This is a genomic window from Caulobacter sp. GW821-FHT10A06 (genome assembly GCF_059415805.1).
The window spans coordinates 1-25336 of sequence record NZ_JBWKNY010000007.1; the positions used below are offsets into that span (position 1 = coordinate 1).

A 25336-nucleotide genomic window follows, 5' to 3' on the forward strand; every position below is an offset into this window, starting at 1 on the left:
TCTTGCCATGGTCAACGTGACCGATGGTGCCGATGTTGCAGTGCGGCTTATTACGTTCGAACTTTTCCTTGGCCATCTTCTTAGCTCCAGGACCCCAGAGGGGCCTTTATCAAAACAGGTTGGACGTCTGGGGTTAGTCGGAAGGGGCCCATAGAGCCCCTTCCCAATCCGTCGTCTAGGCTTTTCCGCGAGGAAAGGCTTAGGCGTACTTCTTGATCACTTCGTCGGCGACGTGTTGCGGCACCGGATCGTAGTGGTCGTAGACCATGCTGAACTGAGCGCGGCCTTGCGACATGCCTCGCAGGGTGTTCACGTAACCGAACATGTTGGCCAGCGGGACGTAGGCGTTCACGACAGTCGCGTTGCCGCGCATGTCTTGACCCTGGATCATGCCACGGCGGCTGTTCAGATCGCCGATGACCGAACCCAGATACTCTTCCGGGGTCACGACCTCGACCTTCATGATCGGCTCGAGCAGCTTCGGAGCGCCCTTTTCGCGCAGCTCCTTGAAGGCGGCGCGCGAGGCGATTTCGAAGGCCAGGACCGACGAGTCAACGTCGTGGAACTTGCCGTCCGTCAGGGTCGCCTTGAAGTCGATCAGCGGGAAGCCGGCCAGCAGGCCGTTGTCCTTGACCGATTCCAGGCCCTTTTGGACACCGGGGATGTATTCCTTCGGCACCGCGCCGCCGACGATCGCGTTTTCGAACACGAAGCCCGAACCCGGCTCGCCCGGTTCGAAGGTCAGCATGACGCGGGCGAACTGGCCCGTACCACCGGTTTGCTTCTTGTGCGTGTAGTCGATGTCGACCTTGCGGCCCAGCGATTCACGATAGGCAACCTGCGGCGCGCCGATGTTGGCTTCGACCTTGTAGGTCCGCTTCAGGATGTCGATCTTGATGTCCAGGTGCAGTTCGCCCATGCCCTTCAGGATCGTCTGGCCGCTTTCGAAGTCGGTCGAGACGGTGAAGGACGGATCTTCGGCGGCCAGCTTCTGCAGGGCGACGCCCAGCTTCTCCTGGTCGGCCTTCGACTTGGGCTCGACGGCGATCTCGATGACCGGGGCCGGGAATTCCATGCGCTCAAGGATGACCGGCGACTTCAGGGGATCGCACAGGGTGTCGCCCGTGCGGGTTTCCTTCAGGCCAGCCAGGGCGACGATGTCGCCGGCATAGGCTTCCTTGATGTCTTCGCGGTTGTTCGAGTGCATCAGCAGCATGCGGCCGACGCGCTCGCGCTTGTCGCGCGTCGAGTTCAGCAGCGACATGCCGGTTTCCAGCTTGCCCGAGTAGATGCGGCAGAAGGTCAGCGAACCGACGAAGGGGTCGTCCATGATCTTGAACGCCAGAACCGACAGCGGCTCTTCGTCCGAGGCCTTACGGACCACTTCTTCTTCGGTCTTGAAGTCGATGCCCTTGGTCGGGGGGATGTCCACCGGCGACGGCAGGTAGTCGACGACGGCGTCCAGCAGCGGCTGCACGCCCTTGTTCTTGAAGGCCGAGCCGCAGAGGATCGGATAGAAGGCGCCCGTCAGCACGGCCTTACGGATGCACTTCTTGATGACTTCTTCCGAGGGCTCTTCGCCGCCCAGGTAAGCTTCCATGGCGTCGTCGTCGAGTTCGACGGCGTTTTCCACCAGGTAGGCGCGGGCTTCCACGGCCTTGTCCAGCAGGTCGGCGGGGATTTCCTCGTCGCGATAGGTCGCGCCCAGGCCATCGTTATCCCAGACCACGGCCTTCATGCGGACCAGGTCGACCAGGCCCTTCAGAGCCGATTCCGAACCGATCGGGAATTGGATCGGCACGGCCTTGGCGCCCAGACGGTCGCGGATCGACTCGACCGACTTGTCGAAGTCGGCGCCGATCTTGTCCATCTTGTTGACGAACACGATCCGCGGAACCTTGTACTTGTCGGCCTGACGCCAGACGGTTTCGGTCTGCGGCTCGACGCCGGCGTTACCGTCCAGCACCGTCACGGCGCCGTCGAGGACGCGCAAGCTGCGTTCGACTTCGATGGTGAAGTCGACGTGCCCGGGGGTGTCGATGATGTTGAGGCGCTTTTCGTTCCAGAAAGCGGTCGTCGCGGCCGACGTGATCGTGATGCCGCGCTCCTGCTCCTGCTCCATCCAGTCCATGGTCGCGGCGCCGTCGTGGACTTCGCCGATCTTGTGCGACTTACCGGTGTAGTACAGGATCCGCTCGGTCGTCGTCGTCTTGCCCGCGTCGATGTGGGCCATGATGCCGAAGTTGCGGTAGTCTTCGATTTTATGCGTGCGGGGCATAGCGATCGCTCTGCGAAACGGGGCGGCCCTGGACGGACACGACCGGGATTAAACGTGCGGCGCGGGCGGTTTATCTCAAACCGCCCGCGCCTGAAAGAGTGCTGGAAGCGAAAAGCTTACCAGCGGTAGTGCGAGAACGCCCGGTTGGCTTCAGCCATCTTGTGGGTGTCTTCGCGCTTCTTCACGGCGGTGCCGCGGTTGTTCGAAGCGTCGAGCAGCTCACCAGCCAGCTTTTCGGTCATGGTGTTTTCACCACGCTTGCGCGCAGCGGTCACCAGCCAACGGATGGCCAGGGCGCGGCGACGGTCCGGACGGACTTCAACCGGCACTTGGTAGGTGGCGCCGCCAACGCGACGCGACCGGACTTCGATCGCCGGGGCGACGTTGTCCAGAGCGGAGTGGAAGGTCTCAAGCGGACCTTGGTCCTTGCGCTTGTTTTCCAGGATGTCGAAAGCACCATAGATGATGTTTTCGGCGACGGCTTTTTTGCCCTCGTACATCACGTAGTTCATGAACTTCGTGACAATCAGGTCCCCAAACTTGGGATCCGGCAGGACTTGGCGTTTCTCGGCGCGACGGCGGCGGGACATTCTTCTTTTTCCTTACTTCGGACGCTTGGCGCCGTAGAGCGAACGACGCTGCTTACGATCCTTGACACCTTGGGTGTCGAGGACGCCGCGCAGGATGTGATAACGGACGCCGGGCAAATCCTTGACGCGGCCGCCGCGGATGAGCACCACCGAGTGCTCCTGCAGGTTATGGCCTTCGCCCGGAATGTAGCACACGGCTTCGATGCCGGTGGTCAGACGGACCTTGGCGACCTTACGGAGAGCCGAGTTCGGCTTCTTCGGGGTCGTGGTGTAGACGCGCGTGCAAACGCCGCGACGTTGGGGGCAGCCCTTCAGGGCCGGCACCTTGTTCCGGACCGGCTTCGGAGAGCGCGGCTTACGGATGAGCTGGTTAATGGTAGGCATTAAGTCTCTGCTCTGATGGAAGCGTGTGCCTTTCGGCCGGGGCGCTTCAGGTCCTTGTCTTTGTTGTTCTTGGTTCAAGGCTCCGCTTGGAGACCCGATAAACACGAAACTCGCCGGGGCGCGGGAAGCACACCGGCGGGTTTTTCTCCCCGAGGGGAAAAAGCTCATCAGGACGCACGCGAACGCACGCCTCGAAAAAGAGCGCGGTATGTACTCGCGAAGCCGCCAAAGGTCAACCGCCTGTTCCCGCGTCGGTTAACGCCGGCTTAAGGCTGGGTTTGCGGCCAAGTTTTCGCCACCGCAAGCTGCGCTTGCTCACGGTCCAATGGAGCGACTTGTTTGCGAGCCCGCTCTCTCCATGTGGGGAAGGCGGGGGCCAGCGCCAAGAGGACGGGTGAGCGTTAGCGTGCGGATCAATGGGCAGGACAGGAGGCGGGCGACGATTCTCGCCGGCTCGCTGCTGCTGCACGTGGTCGTGCTGGCCTGGCTGGCCCTGCCCGCGCCGCCGCTGCTGGAGAACCTGATCGCCGACGACCTGCCGACGGTGACGGTCGACCTGATCCGGCCCAGGACCGAAGAGCAACCCAAACCCCGTCCTGCCGCCGCGACCGAGGCGCAGGCGCCCTCCCCCGTCCTGCCGTTCCAGGTGCGCCAGCCCGCGCGGCCGGCTCCGGCTGGGGTCCCGACGCTGAGCATCCCGGCGGTCGGCGTCACGCGGCCCGGCACGGCCATCCGGCCCGCGCCTCTGCCGGGCGATACGGCCGGCGACCTGCGCTCGGCCCTGCGCACCAGCACCGGCTGTATCAGCGCCGACGCCGTCGGCCTGACCCGCCGCGAACGCGAGAAGTGCGACGAGCGCTTCGGCGCCGCCAAGCCCAAGGGCGACCCGCTGTCGGGCATGACCGCCGCCAGGCGCCGCGAGCTGGAAGCCCAGGGCGCGGCCCAGGAGGCCTATCGCCGCTATCTCGACGCGCCCATGGCGCCGGGCGTCGACCATCGCAGCAAGGACCAGCCCGGCACGATGAAGGAGATCCCCTTCGTCCTGGGCGCCGAGCAGGACGGGCTGGGCCGCGCCCGCAAGTCGGTCGTCGACCAGAAGCGCCGCGAGGCCGACAGCGCCGACCGCGCGCGGCGGTTCCTGGAGCTGCAGAAGAAGTAGACCCTAGGCGGCCTTCGCGGCGGCGATGATGGCGTCGACCCGGTGCTCGAAACGATGGGCGGCGACAGCGCGCGCCTGACCGGCCAGGCCGATGCCGTAGGCGATCTCCGGGTTCGCGACGAGCGCGGCCAAGGCGGCCAGATCTGTCTCCAGCCGGGTCCAGTGGTAGGACAGGACTTCGCGGCCCGGCTCGAACTGCTCCGTCCACCAGGCGCCGTCTGTCACCACGGCCGCGCCGGCCAGCATGGCGGTCAGCGGACGCTCGTGCGAGCCGCGGCCGAAATTGGCGTTGGCGTTCAGCACCACCTGCGCCCGGCCCATCAGGGCGACGGTGTCGGTCAGGGTCATCGCCGGACCCAGGCGGAAGCTCTTGTGTCGCTCGATCCAGCCTTCGTAGCCCGCGCCGACGCAGAACACCGGCAGACCGGCCTGGCCCGCCAACTCCAGCAGGGCCTGCCGACGCAGCTGGCGCGTCTGTTCGTGCACCCAGGTGGCGTAGCGGCGCATGCGTTCGTAGCGCGGATGGGCCGGATCCTCGCCGAAATCGCGCAGCGACCTGTCCAGGGCCTCCAGGGCCGGCAGGAACTCGGTGCCCAAGGCCAGGTCCAAGGCGCGATCGAAGATTTGGCGGATGCCCGTCCCCTCCTCGGCCCAAGGGACGGCCCCCACGGGCTGGAACGAGCCGGCGAACAGGATCGGGATCGGCCGCTGCTGGGCGAAGGTCTCGGCGTCCGCATCAGCCTGCGCCGGCTCGCCCACCGCCGCGTGCGGGCAGAAGGCGACGTGGGCGAAGTGGTCCGGCCCGAAGGTCCCGTGGATCGCCTCGACGTGGGACGGATCGACCGTGAGGATCACCGTCTCGCGGGCCGTGGCCTCCAGCTGGTTCAGGTGGCTCAGCGGATAGTCGACGTGATGCAGCACGTGCGGCGCGGCGAAGATCTCGCCCAGCGACTGGCCGATCAGCGTGCGGGCGTCGCCCAGGATGCCGTAGGTGTGGACGAGGTCTGTCGGCTTGTCCGCCGCCGCGCGCAGGGTCGCGGCCAGATCGGCCTGCCCCACGGCGTCGACGACGACCGCCTCGTGCCCGGCGGCCGTGAAGGCGGCGGCCAGCTCATCGGTGAAAAGCCGGGTCGCGTCGTACCGTGACGGACCCTTGATGAAGACGGCGCGCATGGACGGCCCCCGTTACTCTGCGGCAGACCCTGACCAAACGTGGTTAACGAAGCCTTGCCTTAGGCCGCGCGACGCGTGGAAGAAGCAACGGCGCCCACGCGGAAGCGCTGGACCAGCTCGGCCAGGCCTCGCACCTCGTCCAGCAGCGACTGGCTGGAGGCCGCCGAGCGGCTGGCCATGGCCGTGGTGTGCTGGGTGCCCTGGTCCATCTGGTTCACGGCCGTGTTGACCTGGCCAAGGCCGGCGGCCTGCTCCTGGGCCGAAGCGGCGATCTCGGTGATCACGCTGCTGATCGCGCCCACCTGGCCGGCAATGCGTTGCAGGGTCTCGCCGGCCGCGCCAACCAGCGACACGCCCGAGGCCACCTGGCGCTCACTGTCGCCGATGTGGACCTTGATCTCCTTGGCCGCATCGGCCGAACGCTGGGCAAGAGCGCGGACTTCCTGGGCCACGACCGCGAAACCACGGCCGGCTTCACCCGCGCGGGCGGCTTCGACCCCGGCGTTCAGGGCCAGCAGGTTGGTCTGGAACGCGATCTCGTCGATGACGCCGATGATCTGGGCGACCTGGCGGGACGAGGCCTCGATGCCGCCGATGGCCTCGACGGCCGAGGCGACGACGTCGCGCGAGCGGCCGGCCTCGACCTGGGCCGCGCTGACGGCGCTGTGGGCTTCCTTGGCGCCCTCGGCCGTGCGGCGGACGGTGGCGGTGATCTCGTCGAGGGCGGCGGCGGTCTCTTCCAGGCTGGCGGCCTGCTGTTCGCTGCGGCGCGACAGGTCGTCGGCGGCCGAGGCGATGCCGCCGGCGCCGCTGTTCAGGCCCGACACGGCCGAGACCACAGCGGACATGGCGCCTTCCAGGCCCTCGACGGCGCGGTTGAAGTCGGCGCGCAGGCCCTCGTAGTCGTGGGCGAAAGGTTCGGTCAGGCGCACGGTCAGGTCGCCCGCCGACAGGCGGTGCAGGCTTTCGGCCAGGCGCTTGACCACCTGGGCCTGCTCGGCGGCGCGGCGGGCGCTGTCGGCGCCGGCGGCGTCGCGCTCGGCTTCCGAGGCTTCGCGATGGGCGGCCGCGTCGGCGGCGATGCGGTTCTTCTCCAGGGCCTCGTCGCGGAAGCCATGCACGGCGTCGGCCATCAGGCCGATGTCGTCGGCGCGGCCGGCGAACGGCAGGGTCACGGTCAGGTCGCCGCGCATCACCCGGCTCATGGCGTCGCGCAGGGTCGACAGCGGCGACAGCTGGCGGCGGGTCATCAGCACCGAGGCGCAACCGCCGGCCAGACCCAGCAGCAGGCAGGTCAGGGCCAGGATGGTCAGCTGGTGATAGACGGGCTGGAAGTAGTCGGCCTGCGGCACGCCCACATAAAGCACGCCGATCACCGCGCCCGAGGCGTCCTTGATCGGGTCGTAGGCGACGAAGAACGGCTTGCCCAGGATCTTGGCCTCGCCCCGGTAGGGCTCGCCCTTGCCCAGAACGGCGTCATAGACCGGGCCCTTGGCCAGGCTGGTGCCTACGGCGCGCGAGCCGTCCGGCTTGGTGACGTTGGTGGTGACCCGCTTGTCGCCCATGAACACGGTGGCGGTGCCGCCGACCAAGGCCTTGACCTGATCGACGCCGGCGAAGTCGCCGTTCACCGGATGGTCGCCGACCAGCAGCGTATCGCCCTGGCGGGTGAAGGTCTTGCCCCGCTCGCCGATCACGTCCCAGGCCACCCGCATGCTCGACTCCTGGGCCTGCGTCGCTTGCTTGCGGGCGAAGTCCAGGGAGCTCTTGGCCACGATCCCGAGGACCGCGAGGGTCAGGACCAGGAAGGCCGAGGCGATGGTCAGGCTGACCTTGGTGGAGATGCTGGCGCGCATGGAGGCCCGGAAATTTGAGCGAAATCAAATTCCGGGATGAACGGTATAGTTAAAGCGCTGATTAATAACATTGTTCGGAAAGCGTCATAGTCACGCTGCGCGACGTTACGACGCAGATTTACTTAAGAACCTGCCCGCCAGGCGGCGCCGGACGGGCTCGTCATAGAGCTTCAGGCAGGCCCAGGCGATCGTCACCGCGCCTACGAACACGCCCACGGCGACCAGCGCGCCCTGCCCGATCGACGGCTTCTGGTCCACGACCCAGGTCGTGTAGATGTAGATCAGCGGATAGTGGGTGATGTAGAGCGGGTACGACAGGTCGCCGAAGAACCGCGCGATGCGCACGCTGGGGCCGTCCACGTCCTTCTCGCCCGCGCCGATGGCCACGATCAGCGGGAACAGCACGATGATGCAGGCCGCCTCGTAGAGGCCGTTGATCCAGCGCTGCTCTTCGACGCCGAAGCGCGGCAGCGACAGGCCCACGATCAGCAGTAAGGAGCAGACCGCGAAGGCGTTCTTGACCTTGATCCGCTTGCCCAGGCGCATCAGCAGCACGCCGGCGAAGAACGGGAACATCACCCGGGTCAGGCCGATCTGCACGCCGTTGGCGTCCAGCGCCCAGCCGCCGATCACGTCGCCGCGCGGGCCCAGCACCAGCAGGCCGACCAGCGCCAGGCCCGACACCGCGACCAGCGCGCCCAGCCAGCGGACGGGCAGCTTCCGCAGGCCCACGGCGTACAGGATGTTGGCGATGTATTCGTAAAACAGCGACCACTGCGGGCCGTTCAGCGGATAGATCTCGCCCCAGCCGCGGATCTCGGCCGACGGCCGCAGCGGGATCATCACGAAGCTCAGCAGCAGCACGCCCAGCACCTGCCAGGTGGTGACACTCGCCAGCTTGGGAAACAGCGACCCGTGCTGGAAGGCCAGCAGCGCCGCCCCGATCAGGCCGCCGACGATGATCATCGGCTGCAGGCGCACCAGGCGGCGCTTGTAGAAGTCCCACTGGCTCATCCCTGAGGCCCAGCGGTCGTCATAGGCATAGGCGACCACGAAGCCCGACAGCAGGAAGAAGAAGTCCACCGCCAGGTAGCCGTGGTTGATGATCTGCTTTTCCGGATCACCGCCCGACCAGGCCTCGAACAGGTGGAACACCACCACCATCAGGGCCGCGACGCCGCGCAGGCCGTCCAGGATGACATAGTGGCTCTTGGCGGGCGCGACGGCGCCCGTCGAGGTCGTGGTCATGCGGTCTCTGGGCTCCCCACCCTGTCGTTCTTGGCGACGAACTCAAGGTCGCGTCGCAGGGATGCGAGGTTTGGCGCTCAACCGCAAGAGGGACTTAAGGCGCGTTCTCCCCGAGTCAGCTATGGCCTTGGACTGCTGGGCAGGGACCGACAGATGAAAAAAGACTGGGCGTTCATCGACCTGATGCGCTGCATCGCCGCCTTCTGGGTGATGGCCGCGCACGTCATGATCTGGGGCGGCTGGTACGGCCTGCCGCTGCCGAACGGCGGGATCGCCGTCGATCTGTTCATGATGATCTCGGGTTTCCTGATGTGCCTGGTCGCGCAGGCGCAGGACGCCAAGGGCGATGACCAGAAGGGTCGTTGGAAGACCTTCCTGCTGCGGCGTTATTTCCGCATCGCCCCGGCCTACTACGTCTCCCTGATCATCGCCTTCGTCGCGGGCGGCCTGTTCCTGGCCGGCTACCAGGCGCACCAGGCGATGACGCCGTCGTGGTGGCCGGCGGGCGGCAACAACGATCCGGCGCGCATCCACTACACCCTGTCCAACTTCGCCCTGCACATCTCGTTCCTGTTCGGCCTGCTTCCGAAATACGCGTTCTCGACCTTCCTGCCGGACTGGAGTCTGAGCCTGGAGATGCAGTTCTACGTCGCCTTCCCGCTGCTGTGGCTGGGCGTGCGGCGGTTCGGCTATCTGGCGGTCGGGATCGTCGCCGGCGCTATCGCCCTGGCGTCAACGGCCCTGGTGTTCGCCAAGTGGGGCTATACCGCGCCGTCCTTCCTGCCCCTGAAGCTGCAGTACTTCGTGGCCGGCATGTTCATCTTCCGGCTGCTCAGCCAAGGCGTCGGCAAGGTCGAGCGGATCGCCCTGATCGTCGCGGCCCTGGCGCTGACAGGTTTCGAGCACCACGCCTCGGACCTGTGGCCGGTGTCGATCGTGGTGTTCCTGGCGATGTTGGGTCTTGGCCAGCTGGAAGCCAGCGGCGTCGCCCCGAGTGTCGTGAAGGCCCTGTGCGCCAACCCGGTCGTGCGGTTCCTGGCCGACGCCTCCTACGGCGTCTACCTGTTCCACGGCTTCTTCATCTCGGCGGCCGGGCTGATCATCGCCAAGACCCCGGCCCTGGCGGCGCTGCCGCCGCCCACGCGGGTCGCCTTCATGGCGGCCTTCGTCATGCCGATGGCGGTTCTGTCGGGCTGGCTGAGCTTCCGTTTCATCGAGCGGCCCGCCCAGAAGCTGGGGCCGAGCTCCTTGTCGCACCACCAGCAGGCCTAACCCAAGCCAGCGTGCGGAACGGTCCCCGGCGGGGCGGGTTGTGCAAGCGTCCCAGCGGCGCAGTGCGCCCTCCTCCTGCTCCCGAGCCCCATCATGACCGACTATGTCGACAGCCTGACCTCCGACGCCGCCAAGACCGCCGACCGGGCCCGCGCCAAGGTCGAACCCAAGCTGAAGGCGGTCAGCGGCGCCGCTCACGACGCCTATGACAGCCTGCGGGACGTCGCCGCCGAAGCCCTGGGCGAGACCCGGGCCCGTGTGAAGGACATCGCCGCCCAAGCCTCGGACGAGTTCCAGCACCGTTACGGCGACCTGGAAGCCTGGGTGCATGAGAAGCCGGCCCGGGCCGTGGGCATCGCCGCCGGCCTCGGCATCGTCCTGGGCCTGCTGCTGCGCGGCCGCTCGACCAAGACCATCTACGTGCGCGAGCCGCGCTAACCCGCGCGACATCGTTGAAAACAAAAAGGCCCGGGAGTGATCCCGGGCCTTTCCGTTAGTTGCTTGAAGCCGAGGCTTATTCGCTGTCGGCCAGAGCGATCTCGGCCGGCAGCGGCTCCATCGCTTCTTCGCGCTGCTGGGCCAGTTGCTCGTCGCGCTTGGCGGCGACGCGCTGCAGGCTGCGCAGGTAGGAACCCGTACCGGCGGGGATCAGGCGACCCACGATGACGTTTTCCTTCAGGCCTTCCAGGGTGTCGGTCTTGCCGTGCACCGAGGCTTCGGTCAGGACGCGGGTCGTTTCTTGGAACGACGCGGCCGAGATGAAGCTCTTGGTCTGCAGCGAGGCCTTGGTGATGCCCAGCAGCACCGGCTGGGTCACAGCCGGACGACCGCCACGGGCGACAGCCTTGTCCTGTTCCTTGTCGAACTCGGGCTTATCAAGGTGGTCACCCTTGATGAGGCCCGTGTCGCCCGGCTCGAGGATCTCGACCTTCTGCAGCATCTGACGAACGATCGTCTCGATGTGCTTGTCGTTGATCGGCACGCCTTGCAGTCGATAGACCTCTTGGATCTCGTCGACGAGGAAGTTCGCCAGGGCTTCGACGCCCAGGATGCGCAGGATGTCGTGCGGATCCGGGTTGCCGTCGATGATGTACTCGCCCTTGGAGATGTAGTCCCCGTCGTGGACGGCGATGTGCTTGCCCTTCGGGATCAGGAACTCGACCGCTTCGGCTTGGTTGCCATCGGCGTCGACGTCCGGCGTGATCTTGATCCGGCGCTTGTTCTTGTAATCCTTGCCGAATTCGACACGGCCGTCCATTTCCGCGATGACCGCGCAGTCCTTCGGACGGCGGGCTTCGAAGAGTTCGGCGACGCGCGGCAGACCACCGGTGATGTCCCGGGTCTTGGCGCCTTCGGTCGGAATACGGGCGATGACTTCACCCGGCTTCACTTCGTCGCCATCGGCGACCGACAGAATGGCGCCGGCCGACAGGAGGTAACGGGCCTCACCGCCGTTCGACAGTCGCTTGTACGAGCCGTCCTCGGCCAGCACGCCCATGCCCGGACGCAGGTCCGAACCACGAGCGGACGTGCGCCAGTCGGCGACGACGCGCTGGGCGATACCGGTCGCTTCGTCGACTTCCTCGCGGATGGACAGGCCATCCACCAGGTCTTCGGCGCGGACGCGACCGGCCACTTCGGTGATGATCGGGGTGGTGTAGGGGTCCCAATCGCCGAGGCGCTGGCCGCGCTTGACGGTGTCGCCGTCCTTGACCTTCAGGCGCGCGCCGTACGGCGGCTTGTAGGTCTCGCGTTCCTTGCCATCGACCAGCACGCTCACCGAGGTGTTGCGGCTCATGATGACCAGGGCGCCGTCGGCGCCGACAACGGTCGGGCCGATCACGCGGACCGTACCGTCGTTCGACGCTTCGAAGAACGACTGCTCGGCCACCTGGGCGGTGCCGCCGATGTGGAACGTACGCATGGTCAGCTGCGTGCCGGGCTCACCGATCGACTGGGCGGCGATGACGCCGACCGCTTCGCCGATGTTGACCGGCGTGCCGCGGGCCAGGTCGCGACCATAGCAGGCGCCGCAGACGCCGACCTTGGCTTCGCAGGTCAGGACCGAGCGGACCTTCACCGACTGAACGACCGCAGCCTCGATGGCGTCGGCGATGTTCTCGTCGATATAGGTGTCGGCCGGAACGACCAGCTCGCCGGTGCCCGGATCCTTGACATCCTCGGCCGTGAAGCGGCCCAGAACGCGGGTGCCCAGCGAGACCAGCACGTCGCCGCCTTCGACGACGGCGCGCAGGGTGATGCCCCGCGTGGTGCCGCAGTCTTCCTCGACGATGATGCAGTCCTGCGCGACGTCGACCAGACGACGGGTCAGGTAACCCGAGTTGGCGGTCTTCAGCGCGGTGTCCGCCAGGCCCTTACGAGCGCCGTGGGTCGAGTTGAAGTACTCCTGAACGGTCAGGCCTTCCTTGAAGTTCGAGACGATCGGGGTCTCGATGATCTCGCCGGAGGGCTTGGCCATCAGGCCGCGCATGCCGCCCAGCTGCTTCATCTGAGCTTGCGAACCACGGGCGCCGGAGTGGGCCATCATGTAGATGGCGTTGATTTCCTTCTCGCGGCCGTTCTCGTCCTTATGCTTCATCTGAAGCTCGGCCATCATCTCGTCGGCGACGCGATCGGTAGCCTTGGCCCAGGCGTCAACGACCTTGTTGTACTTCTCACCCTTGGTGATCAGGCCGTCGGCGTACTGTTGCTCGTACTCTTCGGCCAGCGAGCGGGTTTCGGCGACGATCGCCTCCTTCCGCTTCGGGATGATGATGTCGTCCTTGCCGAAGGAAATGCCGGCCTTGGCGGCTTCCTTGAAGCCCAGACCCATGACCTTGTCGGCGAAGATGACCGTCGCCTTCTGACCGCAGTGGCGGTAGACGATGTCGATCAGATTGCCGATTTCCTTCTTGGTCAGCGCCTTTTCGATCAGGCGGTGGCCAATCTGCGGGTGGTGCGGCAGCAGGGCGGCGATCTTCATCCGGCCCGGCGTGGTGTCGATCACCTTGCGCAGCAGAACGCCTTCCGGAGTCATCTCGGTGTGGCGCGCCTTGATCTTGGCGTGCAGCGAGACGACGCCAGCGTCCATGGCGGCTTCGATTTCACCCAGGTCGGCGAAGATCTTGCCTTCGCCCGGCTCACCCTCGCGGGCGACCGACAGGTAGTACAGGCCCAGGACGATGTCCTGCGACGGCACGATGATCGGGCGACCGTTGGCGGGCGACAGGATGTTGTTGGTCGACATCATCAGGACGCGCGCTTCCAGCTGAGCTTCCAGGCTCAGCGGGACGTGCACGGCCATCTGGTCGCCGTCGAAGTCGGCGTTGAACGCGGCGCAGACCAGCGGGTGCAGCTGGATGGCCTTGCCCTCGATCAGCTTCGGTTCGAACGCCTGGATGCCCAGACGGTGAAGCGTCGGGGCGCGGTTCAGCATGACCGGGTGCTCGCGGATCACCTCTTCGAGGATGTCCCACACCTGCGGCTGCTCGCGTTCGACCATGCGCTTGGACTGCTTGACGGTGCCCGACAGGCCCTTGGCGTCCAGACGCGCATAGATGAACGGCTTGAACAGCTCGAGCGCCATCTTCTTGGGCAGGCCGCACTCGTGCAGCTTCAGCTCGGGACCGACCACGATGACCGAACGGCCCGAATAGTCGACGCGCTTGCCCAGCAGGTTCTGACGGAAGCGACCTTGCTTGCCCTTCAGCATGTCGGCCAGCGACTTCAGCGGACGCTTGTTGGCGCCCGTGATGACGCGACCGCGACGGCCGTTGTCGAACAGGGCGTCGACCGACTCCTGCAGCATCCGCTTTTCGTTGCGGATGATGATGTCGGGCGCGCGCAGCTCGATCAGGCGCTTCAGGCGGTTGTTACGGTTGATGACCCGGCGATACAGGTCGTTCAGGTCCGAGGTCGCGAAGCGGCCGCCGTCCAGCGGCACCAGCGGACGCAGTTCCGGCGGGATGACCGGAACGACCGTCAGCACCATCCACTCGGGACGGTTGCCCGACTCCTGGAAGGCTTCCAGGATCTTCAGGCGCTTCGAAAACTTCTTCTGCTTCATGTCCGAGACGGTGCCGGACAGCTCTTCGCGCAGACGCTCGGCCTCTTTCTCGAGGTCGATGGCCTTGAGCAGGTTCTGGATGGCCTCAGCGCCGATCTCGGCGGTGAAGCTGTCGTCGCCGTACTCTTCCTGGGCGCGCATGTAGTCGTCTTCCGACAGCAGCTGGTGCTGCTTCAGCGGGGTCAGGCCCGGCTCGGTGACGATGTAGTATTCGAAGTACAGGACGCGCTCGATGTCCTTCAGCGGCATGTCGAGCATCATGGCGATACGCGACGGCAGCGACTTCAGGAACCAGATGTGGGCGACCGGCGAGGCCAGTTCGATGTGGCCCATGCGCTCGCGACGGACGCGGGCCAGGGTGACTTCGACACCGCACTTTTCGCAGATGATGCCCTTGTACTTCATGCGCTTGTACTTGCCGCACAGGCATTCGTAGTCCTTGGTCGGGCCAAAGATACGGGCGCAGAACAGGCCGTCACGCTCGGGCTTGAACGTGCGGTAGTTGATGGTTTCCGGCTTCTTGATCTCGCCGAACGACCACGAGCGGATCTTTTCCGGCGAAGCCAGCGAGATACGGATCTGGTCGAAGGTCGGAGCGGCCTGGACCGGATTGAAGATGTTCAGGACTTCCTGGTTCATCTTGGTTCCTTCTGCGGGATTACCCGCGAAAATTCATAGAGTTGGAAAAGCGGCTGATGGGGCCGCTCCCGCCATCAGGCGGGAGCGGAGATCCGGATCAGCTGTTCTCCAGCTCGACGTTCAGGCCGAGCGAGCGCATTTCCTTGACCAGCACGTTGAAGCTTTCCGGGATACCGGCTTCGAACGTGTCGTCGCCGCGGACGATCGACTCGTAGACCTTGGTCCGGCCGGCCACGTCGTCGGACTTCACCGTCAGCATTTCCTGCAGGGTGTAGGCCGCGCCGTAGGCTTCCAGAGCCCACACTTCCATTTCCCCGAAGCGCTGACCGCCGAACTGGGCCTTACCACCCAGCGGCTGTTGCGTGACGAGCGAGTACGGACCGATCGAACGGGCGTGGATCTTGTCGTCGACCAGGTGGTGCAGCTTCAGCATGTAGATGTAGCCGACCGTGACCGGACGCTTGAACTGCTCGCCGGTCAGGCCGTCGAACAGGATCGACTGACCCGACTTGTTGACGCCGGCCATTTCGAGGTGACCCTCGATGTCGTCCATGCGCGCGCCGTCGAACACGGGGGTGGCGATCGGAACGCCCTTGCCCAGGTTCTTGGCCAGCTCGATCAGGCCTTCTTCGGTGTCCGGCAGTTCTTCGTCCGGGCCGTAGATCTCGGTCAGACGCTCGACGAGCGCCTGCTTCTGACCGCCGTGCTGCCAGTCTTCCAGCAGGTTGGTGATCTGCTTGCCGAGGTTGGCGCAGGCCCAGCCCAGGTGGGTTTCGAAGATCTGACCGACGTTCATGCGCGACGGCACGCCCAGCGGGTTCAGAACGACGTCGACGTGCGTCCCGTCGGCGAGGAACGGCATGTCCTCGATCGGCAGGATGCGCGAGATGACGCCCTTGTTGCCGTGACGGCCGGCCATCTTGTCGCCCGGCTGAAGCTTGCGCTTCACGGCCACGAAGACCTTGACCATCTTCATGACGCCCGGAGGCAGTTCGTCGCCGCGCTGCAGCTTGTCGACCTTGTCTTCGAAACGACGGTCGAGGCGCTTGCGGTTCTCGTCGAACAGGCGGCGCAGGCTTTCCAGTTCGCCCATCGCCTTCTCGTCTTCGAGCGCGATCTGCCACCACAGGCCCGAAGCGACCTGAGCCAGGCCTTCCGAGGTGATCTCGCCGCGCGACAGGCCCTTGGGACCCGACAGAGCGACCTTGCCGACCAGCAGCTCGCGCAGACGGCCCGAGATGTTGCGGTTCAGGATCGCGAACTCGTCGTCGCGGTCCTTGCCCAGACGGTCGATCTCGGCGCGTTCGATGGCCAGGGCGCGTTCGTCCTTGTCGACGCCGTGACGGTTGAACACGCGCACGTCGACGATCGTGCCGGCGACGCCCGGGGGCAGGCGCAGGCTGGTGTCGCGGACGTCCGAGGCCTTTTCACCGAAGATGGCGCGCAGCAGCTTTTCTTCCGGCGTCATCGGGCTTTCGCCCTTCGGCGTGACCTTGCCGACCAGGATGTCGCCCGGCTGGACCTCGGCGCCGATCGCCACGATGCCGGCTTCGTCGAGGTTGCGCAGGGCTTCCTCGCCGACGTTCGGGATGTCGCGGGTGATTTCTTCCGGACCCAGCTTCGTGTCGCGGGCCATGACTTCGAATTCCTCGATGTGGATCGAGGTGAAGACGTCGTCACGGACGATGCGTTCGGAGATCAGGATCGAGTCTTCGAAGTTGTAGCCATTCCAGGGCATGAACGCGACGAGCGCGTTGCGGCCCAGGGCCAGTTCGCCCAGTTCGGTCGACGGACCGTCGGCGATGATGTCGCCGGCGCTGATCCGGTCGCCCACCTTCACCAGCGGACGCTGGTTGATGCAGGTCGACTGGTTCGAACGCTGGAACTTCGACATCCGGTAGATGTCGACGCCCGAGCGAGCGGCATCGGTCTCTTCCGTGGCGCGGATGACGATACGGGTGCCGTCGATCTGTTCCACGACGCCGGTGCGCTTGGCGATGACGACGGCGCCCGAGTCACGGGCGACGACGGCTTCCATGCCGGTGCCGACCAGCGGGGCGTCCGACTGCACCAGCGGCACGGCCTGACGTTGCATGTTCGAACCCATGAGCGCGCGGTTGGCGTCATCGTTTTCGAGGAACGGGATCAGGGCGGCGGCCACCGACACGACTTGGCGCGGCGACACGTCCATCAGGTCGACCGTCTCCTTTTGCAGGAGGGTCGGTTCGCCGTTGATGCGGCCCGGAACCAGGTCGTCGACGATCTCGCCTTCGGACACCGCGATGTTCGATTGGGCGATGACGTGCTTGGATTCCTCCATCGCCGACATGTAGACGACTTCGTCCTGCGGCTTGCCGTCCTTCACGCGACGGTACGGGCTCTCGATGAAGCCGTACTTGTTCACGCGGGCGTGGGTCGCGAGGCTGTTGATCAGACCGATGTTCGGGCCTTCCGGCGTTTCAATCGGGCAGATCCGGCCGTAGTGGGTCGGGTGAACGTCGCGGACTTCGAAGCCAGCGCGCTCACGGGTCAGACCGCCCGGGCCGAGGGCCGAGAGACGACGCTTGTGGGTGATTTCCGACAGCGGGTTCGTCTGGTCCATGAACTGCGACAGCTGCGAGGAGCCGAAGAATTCGCGGACCGCGGCGGCGGCCGGCTTGGCGTTGATCAGGTCGTGCGGCATCACGGTGTCGATGTCGACGGACGACATGCGTTCCTTGATGGCGCGTTCCATGCGCAGCAGGCCGACGCGGTACTGGTTTTCCAGCAGCTCACCGACCGAGCGGACGCGACGGTTGCCCAGGTTGTCGATGTCGTCGATTTCGCCGCGACCGTCGCGCAGGCCCACCAGGACCTTCAGCACGGCCAGGACGTCGTCCTTACGCAGGATGCGGACTTCGTCCGACACGTCCTGCTCCAAACGCATGTTCATCTTCACGCGGCCCACCGACGACAGGTCGTAGCGCTCGGCGTCGAAGAACAGCGACTTGAACATCGCTTCGGCCGCTTCCACGGTCGGCGGCTCGCCCGGACGCATGACGCGATAGATGTCGAACAGCGCGTCTTCACGGACGGCGTTCTTGTCCACGCGCAGGGTGTTGCGCATGTAGGCGCCGACCGTGACGTGGTCGATGTCCAGCACGTCGATGGTGTCGAAGCCTTGGTCGGCCAGGGCCTGGATCGCCGGAACGTCCAGCTCGTCGCCGGCTTCCGAATAGATCTCGCCGGTCGAGAAGTTGACGGCGTCACGGGCCAGGTAGCGGCCGGTCAAGGCTTCCGGCGCCAGCAGCAGGGTCTTCAGACCCGCGTCGGCGAACTTCTTGGCCTGACGCGCGGTGATCTTGGTGCCAGCCGGCGCCACTTCTTCGCCGGTGTCGGCGTCGACCAGCGGGAATTCCGGCTTCACGCCGCGCCAGCGCTCGGGCTTGTACGGGGTGGCCCAGCCGCCCGCGCGCTTCTCGAACGGGACGACGTCGTAGAACGTGGTCAGGATCTCTTCGCCGTCCATGCCCAGGGCATAGAGGAAGGTCGTGGCCGGCAGCTTACGGCGGCGGTCGATGCGGACGTAGACGATGTCCTTGGCGTCGAACTCGAAGTCCAGCCACGAGCCGCGGTACGGGATCACGCGAGCAGCGAACAGCAGCTTGCCCGAGGCGTGGGTCTTGCCCTTGTCGTGGTCGAAGAACACGCCCGGCGAGCGGTGCATCTGCGAGACGATGACGCGCTCAGTGCCGTTGACGATGAAGGTGCCCTTGTCCGTCATGAGCGGGATATCGCCCATGTAGACGTCCTGCTCCTTGATGTCCTTGACCGAACGGGCGCCGGTTTCTTCTTCCGTTTCGAACACGATCAGGCGCAGCTTGACCTTCAGCGGCGCCGCGAAGGTCATGTCGCGCTGGATGCACTCTTCAACGTCGTACTTGGGCTCTTCGAATTCGTACGAGACGTATTCGAGCACCGCGCGTTCATTGAAGTCCTTGATCGGGAACACCGACTTGAAGACCGCTTCCACGCCCTCGTCGCGACGCTGGCCCGGACGGACCTCGCGCTGCAGGAACTGTTCGTAGGACGAGCGCTGAACCTCGATGAGGTTCGGCATCTGCACAGCCTCGGGAATGCGGCCGAAAGACTTCCGGATCCGCTTCTTGCCGGTGAAGGATTGCGCCATTTTGTTTCCCTGCGGCGCGGACGGAATCCGCGCGTGAATTCGAATGTGCCTAGCGTCCACCCTCGCCGCTCGCCTCCTAGAGGGAGCTGCGGACGCTGGAATTCCCCTAAAAAGCGACCGGGACCGGAAGCTTTAGGGCGCCCCTTCGCGCTGGTCGGAGGGCGGCTGACCGCGCCTCGGGGCGTAATACGGACGCGCGTAGGCGCTCCGCCGATGTAATCGTGAACGCGGGGATATAGGGGATAGGAGCGGGGAAGAAAAGGGGGATTCGTAAACTGGCGTAAATACGCTCTTGCGGTTTCCCACAACCTTGTGCGGTCAGGCTTTCAGCGAACCCCGTTCCGCTAGGCTTCCTTCTTGAAAGCCTTCATGGCCAGCGAGACGCCCAGGGCGATCAGGCAGACGAAGAATGCGACCTTGGTGATCGCGCCAGCGACGTCGACGACGAAGCCGAGAACGCCGAAGACGATCATGAGGACGAGCAGGACACCGGCGATCTTGAGCATGGCGGGTGAACGTGGGCCCGGCGCGAATGGTTCCGCTAGGCCCTCCAGAGACCGATCGAGCCCCCGGGTCCGCACAGCACCCCGGACTTCTCCGAGGTCAAGCGCACGGCGTTCATCGGCGCGGGCGAGATCCGCTCGAACGCCCCGCCCTTGCGGCTGACGATCGTGCCGGCCAGGCCCGTGGCCATGACCGTCGAGCCGTCGACCGAGACGCTGGACAGGTAGCCCGGCGGGGCGTCGACCGCTTCGAAGGTGACCCGGCCCGGATCCAGCCGCGCCAGGTTCACGCCCTTGGCGGTCGGGTTCTTGTAGTCGCCGCCGCAGACCCACAGCGTATTGTGCTTGTCGAAGGCCACGGCGAACGCGCCGTTGGTCCCGGCGTCGGCCAGGATCGGCGTGTCCATGGCCACGAACACCCCGCCTCCGCCGCGCGACAGATAGACCCGCGCCTTGCCGGCCCCGCCGGTGCAGAAGGCCACCTGCCCGCGCTTGCCGATCGCGATGCAGCCGTTGCTGGCCGCGAAGGCCCCCTCGTTCGGCGCGGCCGGCGGCACGCCCTCGGGCTTCAGCCGCGTCCAGGTCTCGCCGCCGTCGGCGGTGTAGAGCACGGTGAAGCGCCCCTGCGTCGGGTCGCCCAGGATGAAGCCGCGCCGGCCGTCGACGAAGGCGATCGAGTCCCAGAAGCCGTCCGGGTCCTGGTTGGTGTAGATCCGCTTCCAGGTCTTGCCGCCGTCCTTGGTGCGCCACAGCTGCGACTTCGGGCCGGGGCCAGCGCTCATGGCCAGCAGGTGATTGTCGCCGAAGGCGTGCAGCCCCCGGAAATCCAGGTCCTCGGCGCCGATGATCCGCATGGGATCCTGCCGCTCGCCCTTGCCCCGGATCAGCCAGCCCTTCGAGCCCGAGGCCCAGTACGATTTGCCGCCCGTCGGCGACAGGCCGCGCAGCTCGCTGTCGGTCAGCGAGGCCGGCATGACGATGCCGCCTAGGCCGTCGGCGGCCAGGGCCGGTCCGGCCATCAGGGTCGCAACGCCGCCGGCGATCACGCCACGACGATGAATGGGCCGCTGCGCCGCCATGGTGATTCCTCCTGCGCTCGAGCCCAGAACCTTAGGCGCGGGCGCCCAAGCCGCAAGCAGGCGCGCGCATCGCAAATACTTCTCAAATCTGAAGCTTGACCAGATGCTACTTTTACGAGCGAATAAACCTAAGTGCCCGTGCGGCCACGCGTCTGTGCGCTTTCGTCCCTCGCCGCGCTCCAGCTTTCCCAAACACGCTTCACCTCCCTCCTGAAAGGATTGGGCGATGGCCTCCTCACGTCACGGCTCGGCCGTGCGCGGCCTCCTTGGTGTCCCGCAGTCCAGCATCCGGGACGCCCGCTTTGGCCGCATGTTCCGCAACCTCCCGCCGGCGGTGTTCGGCGAGCGAGACGATCAAGCCCGCGCCGCGCTCATCGCCCTCGCGCAGACGATGGTCCAGGGCGAGTTCGACGCCAAGATCGCCGCTGGCGAACCGGTCGACGTCGCGCTTGATGTGCCCGAGCCCGAGGACGAGAATCCGGCCATCCCGGCTGGCTACACCTATCTGGGCCAGTTCATCGACCACGACATCACGTTCGATCCGGTGTCGTCGCTGGACCGCTTCAACGACCCCGACGCCCTGCAGGACTTCCGCACGCCCAGGCTGGACCTCGACTCCGTCTACGGCTCGGGTCCAGACGATCAGCCCTTCCTGTACGAGGAGGACGGCAAGCATCTGTTGCTGGGCGACGACAAGGACTTCGACAAGTCGCGCAACGACCGGCCGGACCTGCCCCGCAACACCGCCGCCGTGCGCCGCGCCCTGATCGGCGACAAGCGCAACGACGAGAACCTGATCGTCTCCCAGCTGCACAGCCTGTTCCTGCGCTTCCACAACCGCGTGCTGGACACCGAGGCCGATGGCGATTTCCTGGAGGCCCAGAGGATCGTCCGCTGGCACTATCAGTGGATCGTGCTGCACGACTTCCTGCCGCGCATCCTGGGCCCGGAGACCTATGAGGAGATCATCGGCGGCCAGGGCGAGTTCCCGGACCTGGCGGTCTACGACTCCAAGGGCCGCTACGCCTACATGCCGGTCGAGTTCGCGGTGGCGGCCTATCGCTACGGCCACTCGCAGGTGCGCCCCAGCTACTCGCTGAACCACATCGTCACCGGCGCCCAGCCCAACGTCCAGCCCTTCCACGGCAAGGACGCGACGTTCAACCGGATCCCGATCTTCTCGCTGTTCCCCCCTGAGCTGCCACAGCCGCTGGCCAACCTGAACGGCTTCCGGGAGCTGCCGGACTTCTGGTCCATCGACTGGGCGTTCTTCTATCCGGATCTCGAGCCGGACGGCGAGGTTCCGGCAGGCGCCGTGCTGCCGCAGCCCTCCTACAAGCTCGACACCGTGCTGGTCGATCCGCTGGAAAGCTTGCCGGACCACCAGCATCTGCCGATAGAACTGCGGTCCCTGGCGGTTCTGAACCTGTTGCGCGGCTGGCGGATGGAGCTGCCGTCCGGCCAGAGCGTCGCCCGGCGCCTGTCGGTCCCCGAACTGTCCGCCGAAGAGCTCTTCGATAACGAGGACGCCGATCGCAAGACCGCCCGCGCCAAGGTCCTGGCGGACCACCCGGCCCTGGGGACCAACACCCCGCTCTGGTTCTACATCCTGCGCGAGGCCGAGCTGACCGACGGCGTCCACCTGGGTCCGGTAGGCGGCACGATCATCGCCGAGGTGCTGGCCGGCCTGATGATCGAGGACCGCCACTCGTTCCTGGCCCAGTGGCCGACCTGGCGGCCGACCCTGCCGTCGGCGGTGGAGGGCCACTTCACCATGAGCGACCTGGTGCGCTTCACCGAAGGCAAGCCGCCTCCGGCGCCGGCGGCCTCGGCCGGCTAACGCCCAAAAGAAAACGGCCTCGGAGGTTTCCCTCCGAGGCCGTTCGGCAGTTCCAAAAGGAACCTGATCCCTGCGAACGCAGGGGCCAGATTACTTGATTTGGATCTTGGCGCCGGCTTCCGTCAGCTTCTTGGCGACTTCGTCGGCTTGAGCCTTCGAGACGTTTTCGACGACGTTCTGCGGAGCGCCTTCGACCAGGTCCTTGGCTTCCTTCAGGCCGAGGTCCGGACGGACGCCGCGGACTTCCTTGATCACGTTGATCTTCTTGTCGCCGCCGTCGACCAGGACAACGGTGAACTCGGTTTGCTCTTCAGCAGCTTCGGCCGGAGCGGCAGCGCCACCGCCAGCAGCGGCGACGGCGACCGGAGCGGCGGCCGAGACGCCCCACTTTTCTTCCAGCAGCTTCGACAGTTCAGCGGCTTCCAGCACCGACAGGGTGGACAGTTCTTCGACCAGCTTTTCGAGCTTCGACATGTGTCAGTTCCTTAGAGAGATTGGGATAGATTTGCGGGGATGACCGTTACGCGGCGTCTTTGGTCGCGTAGGCATTGAAGACGCGAGCCAGCTGGGCGGCCGGAGCCTGCAGGACGCCAGCGATCTTGGTCGCCGGAGCCTGGATGAGGCCGATAAGCTTGCCACGCAGTTCGTCCAGCGACGGGAGGGTCGCCAGAGCGCGAACGGCGCTCTCGTCCAGCACGTTGGTCTGGTCCAGGACGCCACCGACAATCTTGAGCTTGTCGTTTTCTTTGGCGAACTGCACCGCGATCTTCGCGGCCGAGACAGCGTCCGGGCCATAGGCGATGGCGACCGGGCCGGTGAAGAGCGTGTCGCCCTTTTCACCGAGCGAGCCGTCCAGAGCCTTGAGGGCCAGGGTGTTCTTCACAACCTTGATCGCGGCGCCTTCCTTGCGGAGGCGAAGACGAAGGTCGGTCATTTCCGCAACGGTCAGACCCATGTAGTGGGTCACGACGACAGCGCCGGCATCGGCGAAGACGCTTTTCAGCGACTCGATCGATTCCTGCTTTTGAGCGCGGTCCATTGCGGTCTCCTACTCAATAACAGCGGCCGGACCATTCCGGCAGCCAGATGCGGTCCCATGCGGAATTGCTCCCGCTTGCGAGTCGCATATGCCTGTTTCAAGGAAAGTCGGCCGCGTTCCGGTCTCGGACCTTTAGGTCACGAGCAGGAAGACTTGGCGTCTCTATCCCTGTCTCCCGACGGTGAGGAAGGGCCCTTCCTCGATTACGGCGTTGGTGACCCCACGCCCCGTAGTTCTCAAACAGGTTCTCCAGCGGACCCTAGAGTCCGTCGAAGAGGCGCGCCGTATAGACGAAGATGCGCGGGATATCAACAGGGCGCTTTAGGCGGCTTCACGCGCGCGACCGCCGGCGAAGATCTTCCGTCCGATCGCCCGGGCCCGCTCCAGGTGAGCGGCCGGCGGCTCGGAGCCCGTCAGCAGCTCGGACGTGACCACCGGCGCGCCGCAATAGCCGAAGATCCCATGGTCGATCTGGGTGCGCATGGCCCCAAAATAGCCGTGGCGGGCATAGGTGCGAAGGTCGGCCCCGCCGATCGCGACCAGGTGCACGGCCAGCCGCCCCAGCTTCTTCTCGGTGGTCCCGTCGCCGCGCTCCTCATACGCCCAGCCGTTGGCGAATACGCGGTCGATCCAGCCTTTCAGCAGGCCGGGCATCGACCACCAGTAGACGGGATAGACCAGCACCAGGGCGTCGGCCCTGTCCAGCCGCGCCTGCTCGGCCAGCACCGCCGCCGAGGCCGGTCCGCGTCGCAGGTGGGCGTCGATGTCCGAAGCGGCGAAAGCCGCGTCAAAGCCCTCGGCCGCCAGGTCGGCGATCTCGAAGCTGTGGTCTTCGCCTGAGGCGGCCAACCCCTCCCCGACCGCCTGAGCGACGGCGTGGGTCAGGGAGCCAGGGACGGGATGAGAGAGAACGACGAGAGCATGCATGGGAGCACTCCTCGGAAAGCGTTGGAGGGTCTTGTCGGATCCTATATACTTTTGGTAAGTTACTTTTGGTATATAGCCATGTCAACCGCGTCGCCCCGCCGCCGCCTGACCCGCGAGGACCGCCTGCGGCAACTGCTGGCGACCTCGTGGACGATCATCCGCGAGGAAGGGACCGACGCCCTGACCCTGGGTCGGCTGGCCGAGCGCGCGGGCGTGACCAAGCCGGTGGTCTACGACCACTTCGGCACGCGCGACGGCCTGCTGATCGCGCTCTACGAAGCCTATGACGCCGTCCAGAACGCAGCCATGGACACCGCCCTCGCCGGCGCCGAAGCCACGCTGGAAGCCCGCGCCCGACTGATCGCCGGGGCCTATGTCGACTGCGTGCTGAAGCAGGGCCGCGAGATCCCCGGCGTGCTGGCGGCCCTGGCCGGCTCGCCGGCGCTGGAGGCGGCCAAGCACGCCTATCTGACGACCTTCCTGGAGACCTGCCGGGCGCTGCTGGCGCCGTTCGCCCCGGCCGGCGCGATCTCGACGGCGCGCCTGTGGGCGATGCTGGGCGCGGCCGAGACGCTGTCGCGCGTGGCCGCCGCGGGACAGATCACCCCCGACGAGGCCAAGGCCGAGCTCTTCCGCGCCATCGTCGCCGTGGTCTAGGCCTCCAGCCGCTTCTTCATCGCTTCCAGACCCATCCCCATCATCGGGCCGACCGTTTCGGCGGCCGCGTGGGGCAGGACGTCGGCGGTCCAGACGGCGCGCGAGCGGCCTTCGCCCGCATCGAAGACCTGCATGACGCCGTTGTGGTGCGAGAGGCGCTCGCTCTGCACCGTCCAAACCAGGCGGCGGCGGACGTCGTCGCTGTCGACGATGACCTCCTTGACCACCATGCCGTTGCCGAAGGTCACCAGGCGGGCCGCGCCGTCGTCGACCATCTCGGTGTCGGTCACGAAGCCCGGGCACAGCCGCTCGTGGATCTTGCCCACATCGCGCACGGCGTCCCAGACCGCGTCAGGCGCCGCGTCGATGAGGATGTCCTTGTGGATCGAAGCCATGCCGTCCTCCCTTGCTGTTTGGCCTGAGAGATAGCAGCGTCCCCGACCAAGAACTGGCAGGAG

General features: G+C 66.0%; 20 protein-coding genes and 1 pseudogene. 6 read left to right on the forward strand and 15 right to left on the reverse strand.

Annotated elements, in window-relative coordinates; all coding sequences use genetic code 11:
• From AC07NF_RS20745 to rpsL, 4 genes are all read right to left on the reverse strand, one after another.
• Positions 1 to 76, reverse strand: a 76-nt coding sequence (locus AC07NF_RS20745; RefSeq protein ID WP_334349513.1) for a hypothetical protein, incomplete at its 3' end; no start/stop codon positions are given.
• Between the two features lie 123 nt (positions 77 to 199).
• Entirely contained in the window at positions 200 to 2278 is a 2079-nt protein-coding gene (gene fusA / locus AC07NF_RS20750) for an elongation factor G (protein ID WP_492815294.1), read from the reverse strand.
• A 116-nt stretch (positions 2279 to 2394) separates the two neighbouring features.
• The gene (gene rpsG / locus AC07NF_RS20755; RefSeq protein WP_007661568.1) at positions 2395 to 2868 is read right to left on the reverse strand and encodes a 30S ribosomal protein S7; all 474 of its coding nucleotides are present in this window, start codon (positions 2866 to 2868) and stop codon (positions 2395 to 2397) included.
• 12 nt (positions 2869 to 2880) lie between these two features.
• Positions 2881 to 3252 (reverse strand): 30S ribosomal protein S12, encoded by a 372-nt coding sequence (gene rpsL, locus AC07NF_RS20760; protein WP_004624021.1) that lies wholly within the window; start codon positions 3250 to 3252, stop codon positions 2881 to 2883.
• Positions 3253 to 3275: 23 nt separating this feature from the next.
• On the opposite strand from rpsL, the pseudogene AC07NF_RS20765 reads away from it, so the two are divergent.
• Together AC07NF_RS20765 and AC07NF_RS20770 are read left to right on the forward strand one after the other, a co-directional pair.
• Positions 3276 to 3522: pseudogene (locus AC07NF_RS20765) on the forward strand (hypothetical protein).
• Between the two features lie 124 nt (positions 3523 to 3646).
• On the forward strand, positions 3647 to 4411 hold the full coding sequence (locus AC07NF_RS20770; protein ID WP_494633994.1) for a hypothetical protein: 765 nt from the start codon (positions 3647 to 3649) through the stop codon (positions 4409 to 4411).
• 3 nt (positions 4412 to 4414) lie between these two features.
• Here the strand turns inward: AC07NF_RS20770 and AC07NF_RS20775 are convergent, their stop codons facing one another.
• From AC07NF_RS20775 to AC07NF_RS20785, 3 genes are all read right to left on the reverse strand, one after another.
• Positions 4415 to 5584, reverse strand: coding sequence for a glycosyltransferase family protein (locus AC07NF_RS20775; protein ID WP_494633996.1), 1170 nt, complete (start codon positions 5582 to 5584; stop codon positions 4415 to 4417).
• A gap of 59 nt (positions 5585 to 5643) precedes the next feature.
• A complete protein-coding gene (locus AC07NF_RS20780) occupies positions 5644 to 7440 on the reverse strand; it encodes a methyl-accepting chemotaxis protein (protein ID WP_494633998.1) in 1797 nt (598 codons plus the stop codon).
• A gap of 105 nt (positions 7441 to 7545) precedes the next feature.
• Entirely contained in the window at positions 7546 to 8688 is a 1143-nt protein-coding gene (locus AC07NF_RS20785; RefSeq protein WP_494634000.1) for an acyltransferase family protein, read from the reverse strand.
• Positions 8689 to 8841: 153 nt separating this feature from the next.
• On the opposite strand from AC07NF_RS20785, the gene AC07NF_RS20790 reads away from it, so the two are divergent.
• Both AC07NF_RS20790 and AC07NF_RS20795 read left to right on the forward strand, forming a co-directional pair.
• A complete protein-coding gene (locus AC07NF_RS20790; protein ID WP_494634002.1) occupies positions 8842 to 9960 on the forward strand; it encodes an acyltransferase family protein in 1119 nt (372 codons plus the stop codon).
• A 93-nt stretch (positions 9961 to 10053) separates the two neighbouring features.
• A complete protein-coding gene (locus AC07NF_RS20795; protein ID WP_492815300.1) occupies positions 10054 to 10398 on the forward strand; it encodes a glycine zipper domain-containing protein in 345 nt (114 codons plus the stop codon).
• A gap of 76 nt (positions 10399 to 10474) precedes the next feature.
• On the opposite strand, the gene rpoC is transcribed toward AC07NF_RS20795, so the two are convergent.
• From rpoC to AC07NF_RS20815, 4 genes are all read right to left on the reverse strand, one after another.
• Positions 10475 to 14665 carry a DNA-directed RNA polymerase subunit beta' gene (rpoC, locus tag AC07NF_RS20800; protein WP_494634005.1) on the reverse strand — a complete coding sequence of 1397 codons (4191 nt, stop codon included), beginning with the start codon at positions 14663 to 14665 and terminating at the stop codon, positions 10475 to 10477.
• A 97-nt stretch (positions 14666 to 14762) separates the two neighbouring features.
• Positions 14763 to 18833, reverse strand: coding sequence for a DNA-directed RNA polymerase subunit beta (gene rpoB, locus AC07NF_RS20805; RefSeq protein ID WP_492815302.1), 4071 nt, complete (start codon positions 18831 to 18833; stop codon positions 14763 to 14765).
• Positions 18834 to 19177: 344 nt separating this feature from the next.
• Positions 19178 to 19339: a hypothetical protein gene (locus AC07NF_RS20810; RefSeq protein WP_492815303.1), complete on the reverse strand. Its 162-nt coding sequence runs from the start codon at positions 19337 to 19339 to the stop codon at positions 19178 to 19180.
• 35 nt (positions 19340 to 19374) lie between these two features.
• On the reverse strand, positions 19375 to 20415 hold the full coding sequence (locus AC07NF_RS20815; protein ID WP_494634008.1) for a WD40/YVTN/BNR-like repeat-containing protein: 1041 nt from the start codon (positions 20413 to 20415) through the stop codon (positions 19375 to 19377).
• Positions 20416 to 20641: 226 nt separating this feature from the next.
• Here AC07NF_RS20815 and AC07NF_RS20820 point away from each other — a divergent pair, with 226 nt between their 5' ends.
• Positions 20642 to 22255: a peroxidase family protein gene (locus tag AC07NF_RS20820; protein ID WP_494634009.1), complete on the forward strand. Its 1614-nt coding sequence runs from the start codon at positions 20642 to 20644 to the stop codon at positions 22253 to 22255.
• A gap of 90 nt (positions 22256 to 22345) precedes the next feature.
• On the opposite strand, the gene rplL is transcribed toward AC07NF_RS20820, so the two are convergent.
• The 3 genes from rplL to AC07NF_RS20835 all read right to left on the reverse strand — a co-directional run bounded on the left by rplL (position 22346) and on the right by AC07NF_RS20835 (position 24221).
• Positions 22346 to 22729: a 50S ribosomal protein L7/L12 gene (rplL, locus tag AC07NF_RS20825; RefSeq protein ID WP_492815306.1), complete on the reverse strand. Its 384-nt coding sequence runs from the start codon at positions 22727 to 22729 to the stop codon at positions 22346 to 22348.
• A gap of 46 nt (positions 22730 to 22775) precedes the next feature.
• The gene (rplJ, locus tag AC07NF_RS20830; RefSeq protein WP_492815307.1) at positions 22776 to 23294 is read right to left on the reverse strand and encodes a 50S ribosomal protein L10; all 519 of its coding nucleotides are present in this window, start codon (positions 23292 to 23294) and stop codon (positions 22776 to 22778) included.
• Between the two features lie 321 nt (positions 23295 to 23615).
• On the reverse strand, positions 23616 to 24221 hold the full coding sequence (locus AC07NF_RS20835) for an NAD(P)H-dependent oxidoreductase (RefSeq protein WP_494634011.1): 606 nt from the start codon (positions 24219 to 24221) through the stop codon (positions 23616 to 23618).
• A gap of 78 nt (positions 24222 to 24299) precedes the next feature.
• Between AC07NF_RS20835 and AC07NF_RS20840 the strand changes: the two genes are divergently transcribed.
• Positions 24300 to 24878, forward strand: a complete 579-nt coding sequence (locus tag AC07NF_RS20840) for a TetR/AcrR family transcriptional regulator (protein ID WP_494634013.1) — start codon at positions 24300 to 24302, stop codon at positions 24876 to 24878.
• On the opposite strand, the gene AC07NF_RS20845 is transcribed toward AC07NF_RS20840, so the two are convergent.
• Positions 24875 to 25273 (reverse strand): SRPBCC family protein, encoded by a 399-nt coding sequence (locus AC07NF_RS20845; RefSeq protein ID WP_494634015.1) that lies wholly within the window; start codon positions 25271 to 25273, stop codon positions 24875 to 24877. The genes AC07NF_RS20840 and AC07NF_RS20845 overlap by 4 nt on opposite strands.
• Between the last annotated feature and the right edge of the window lie 63 nt (positions 25274 to 25336).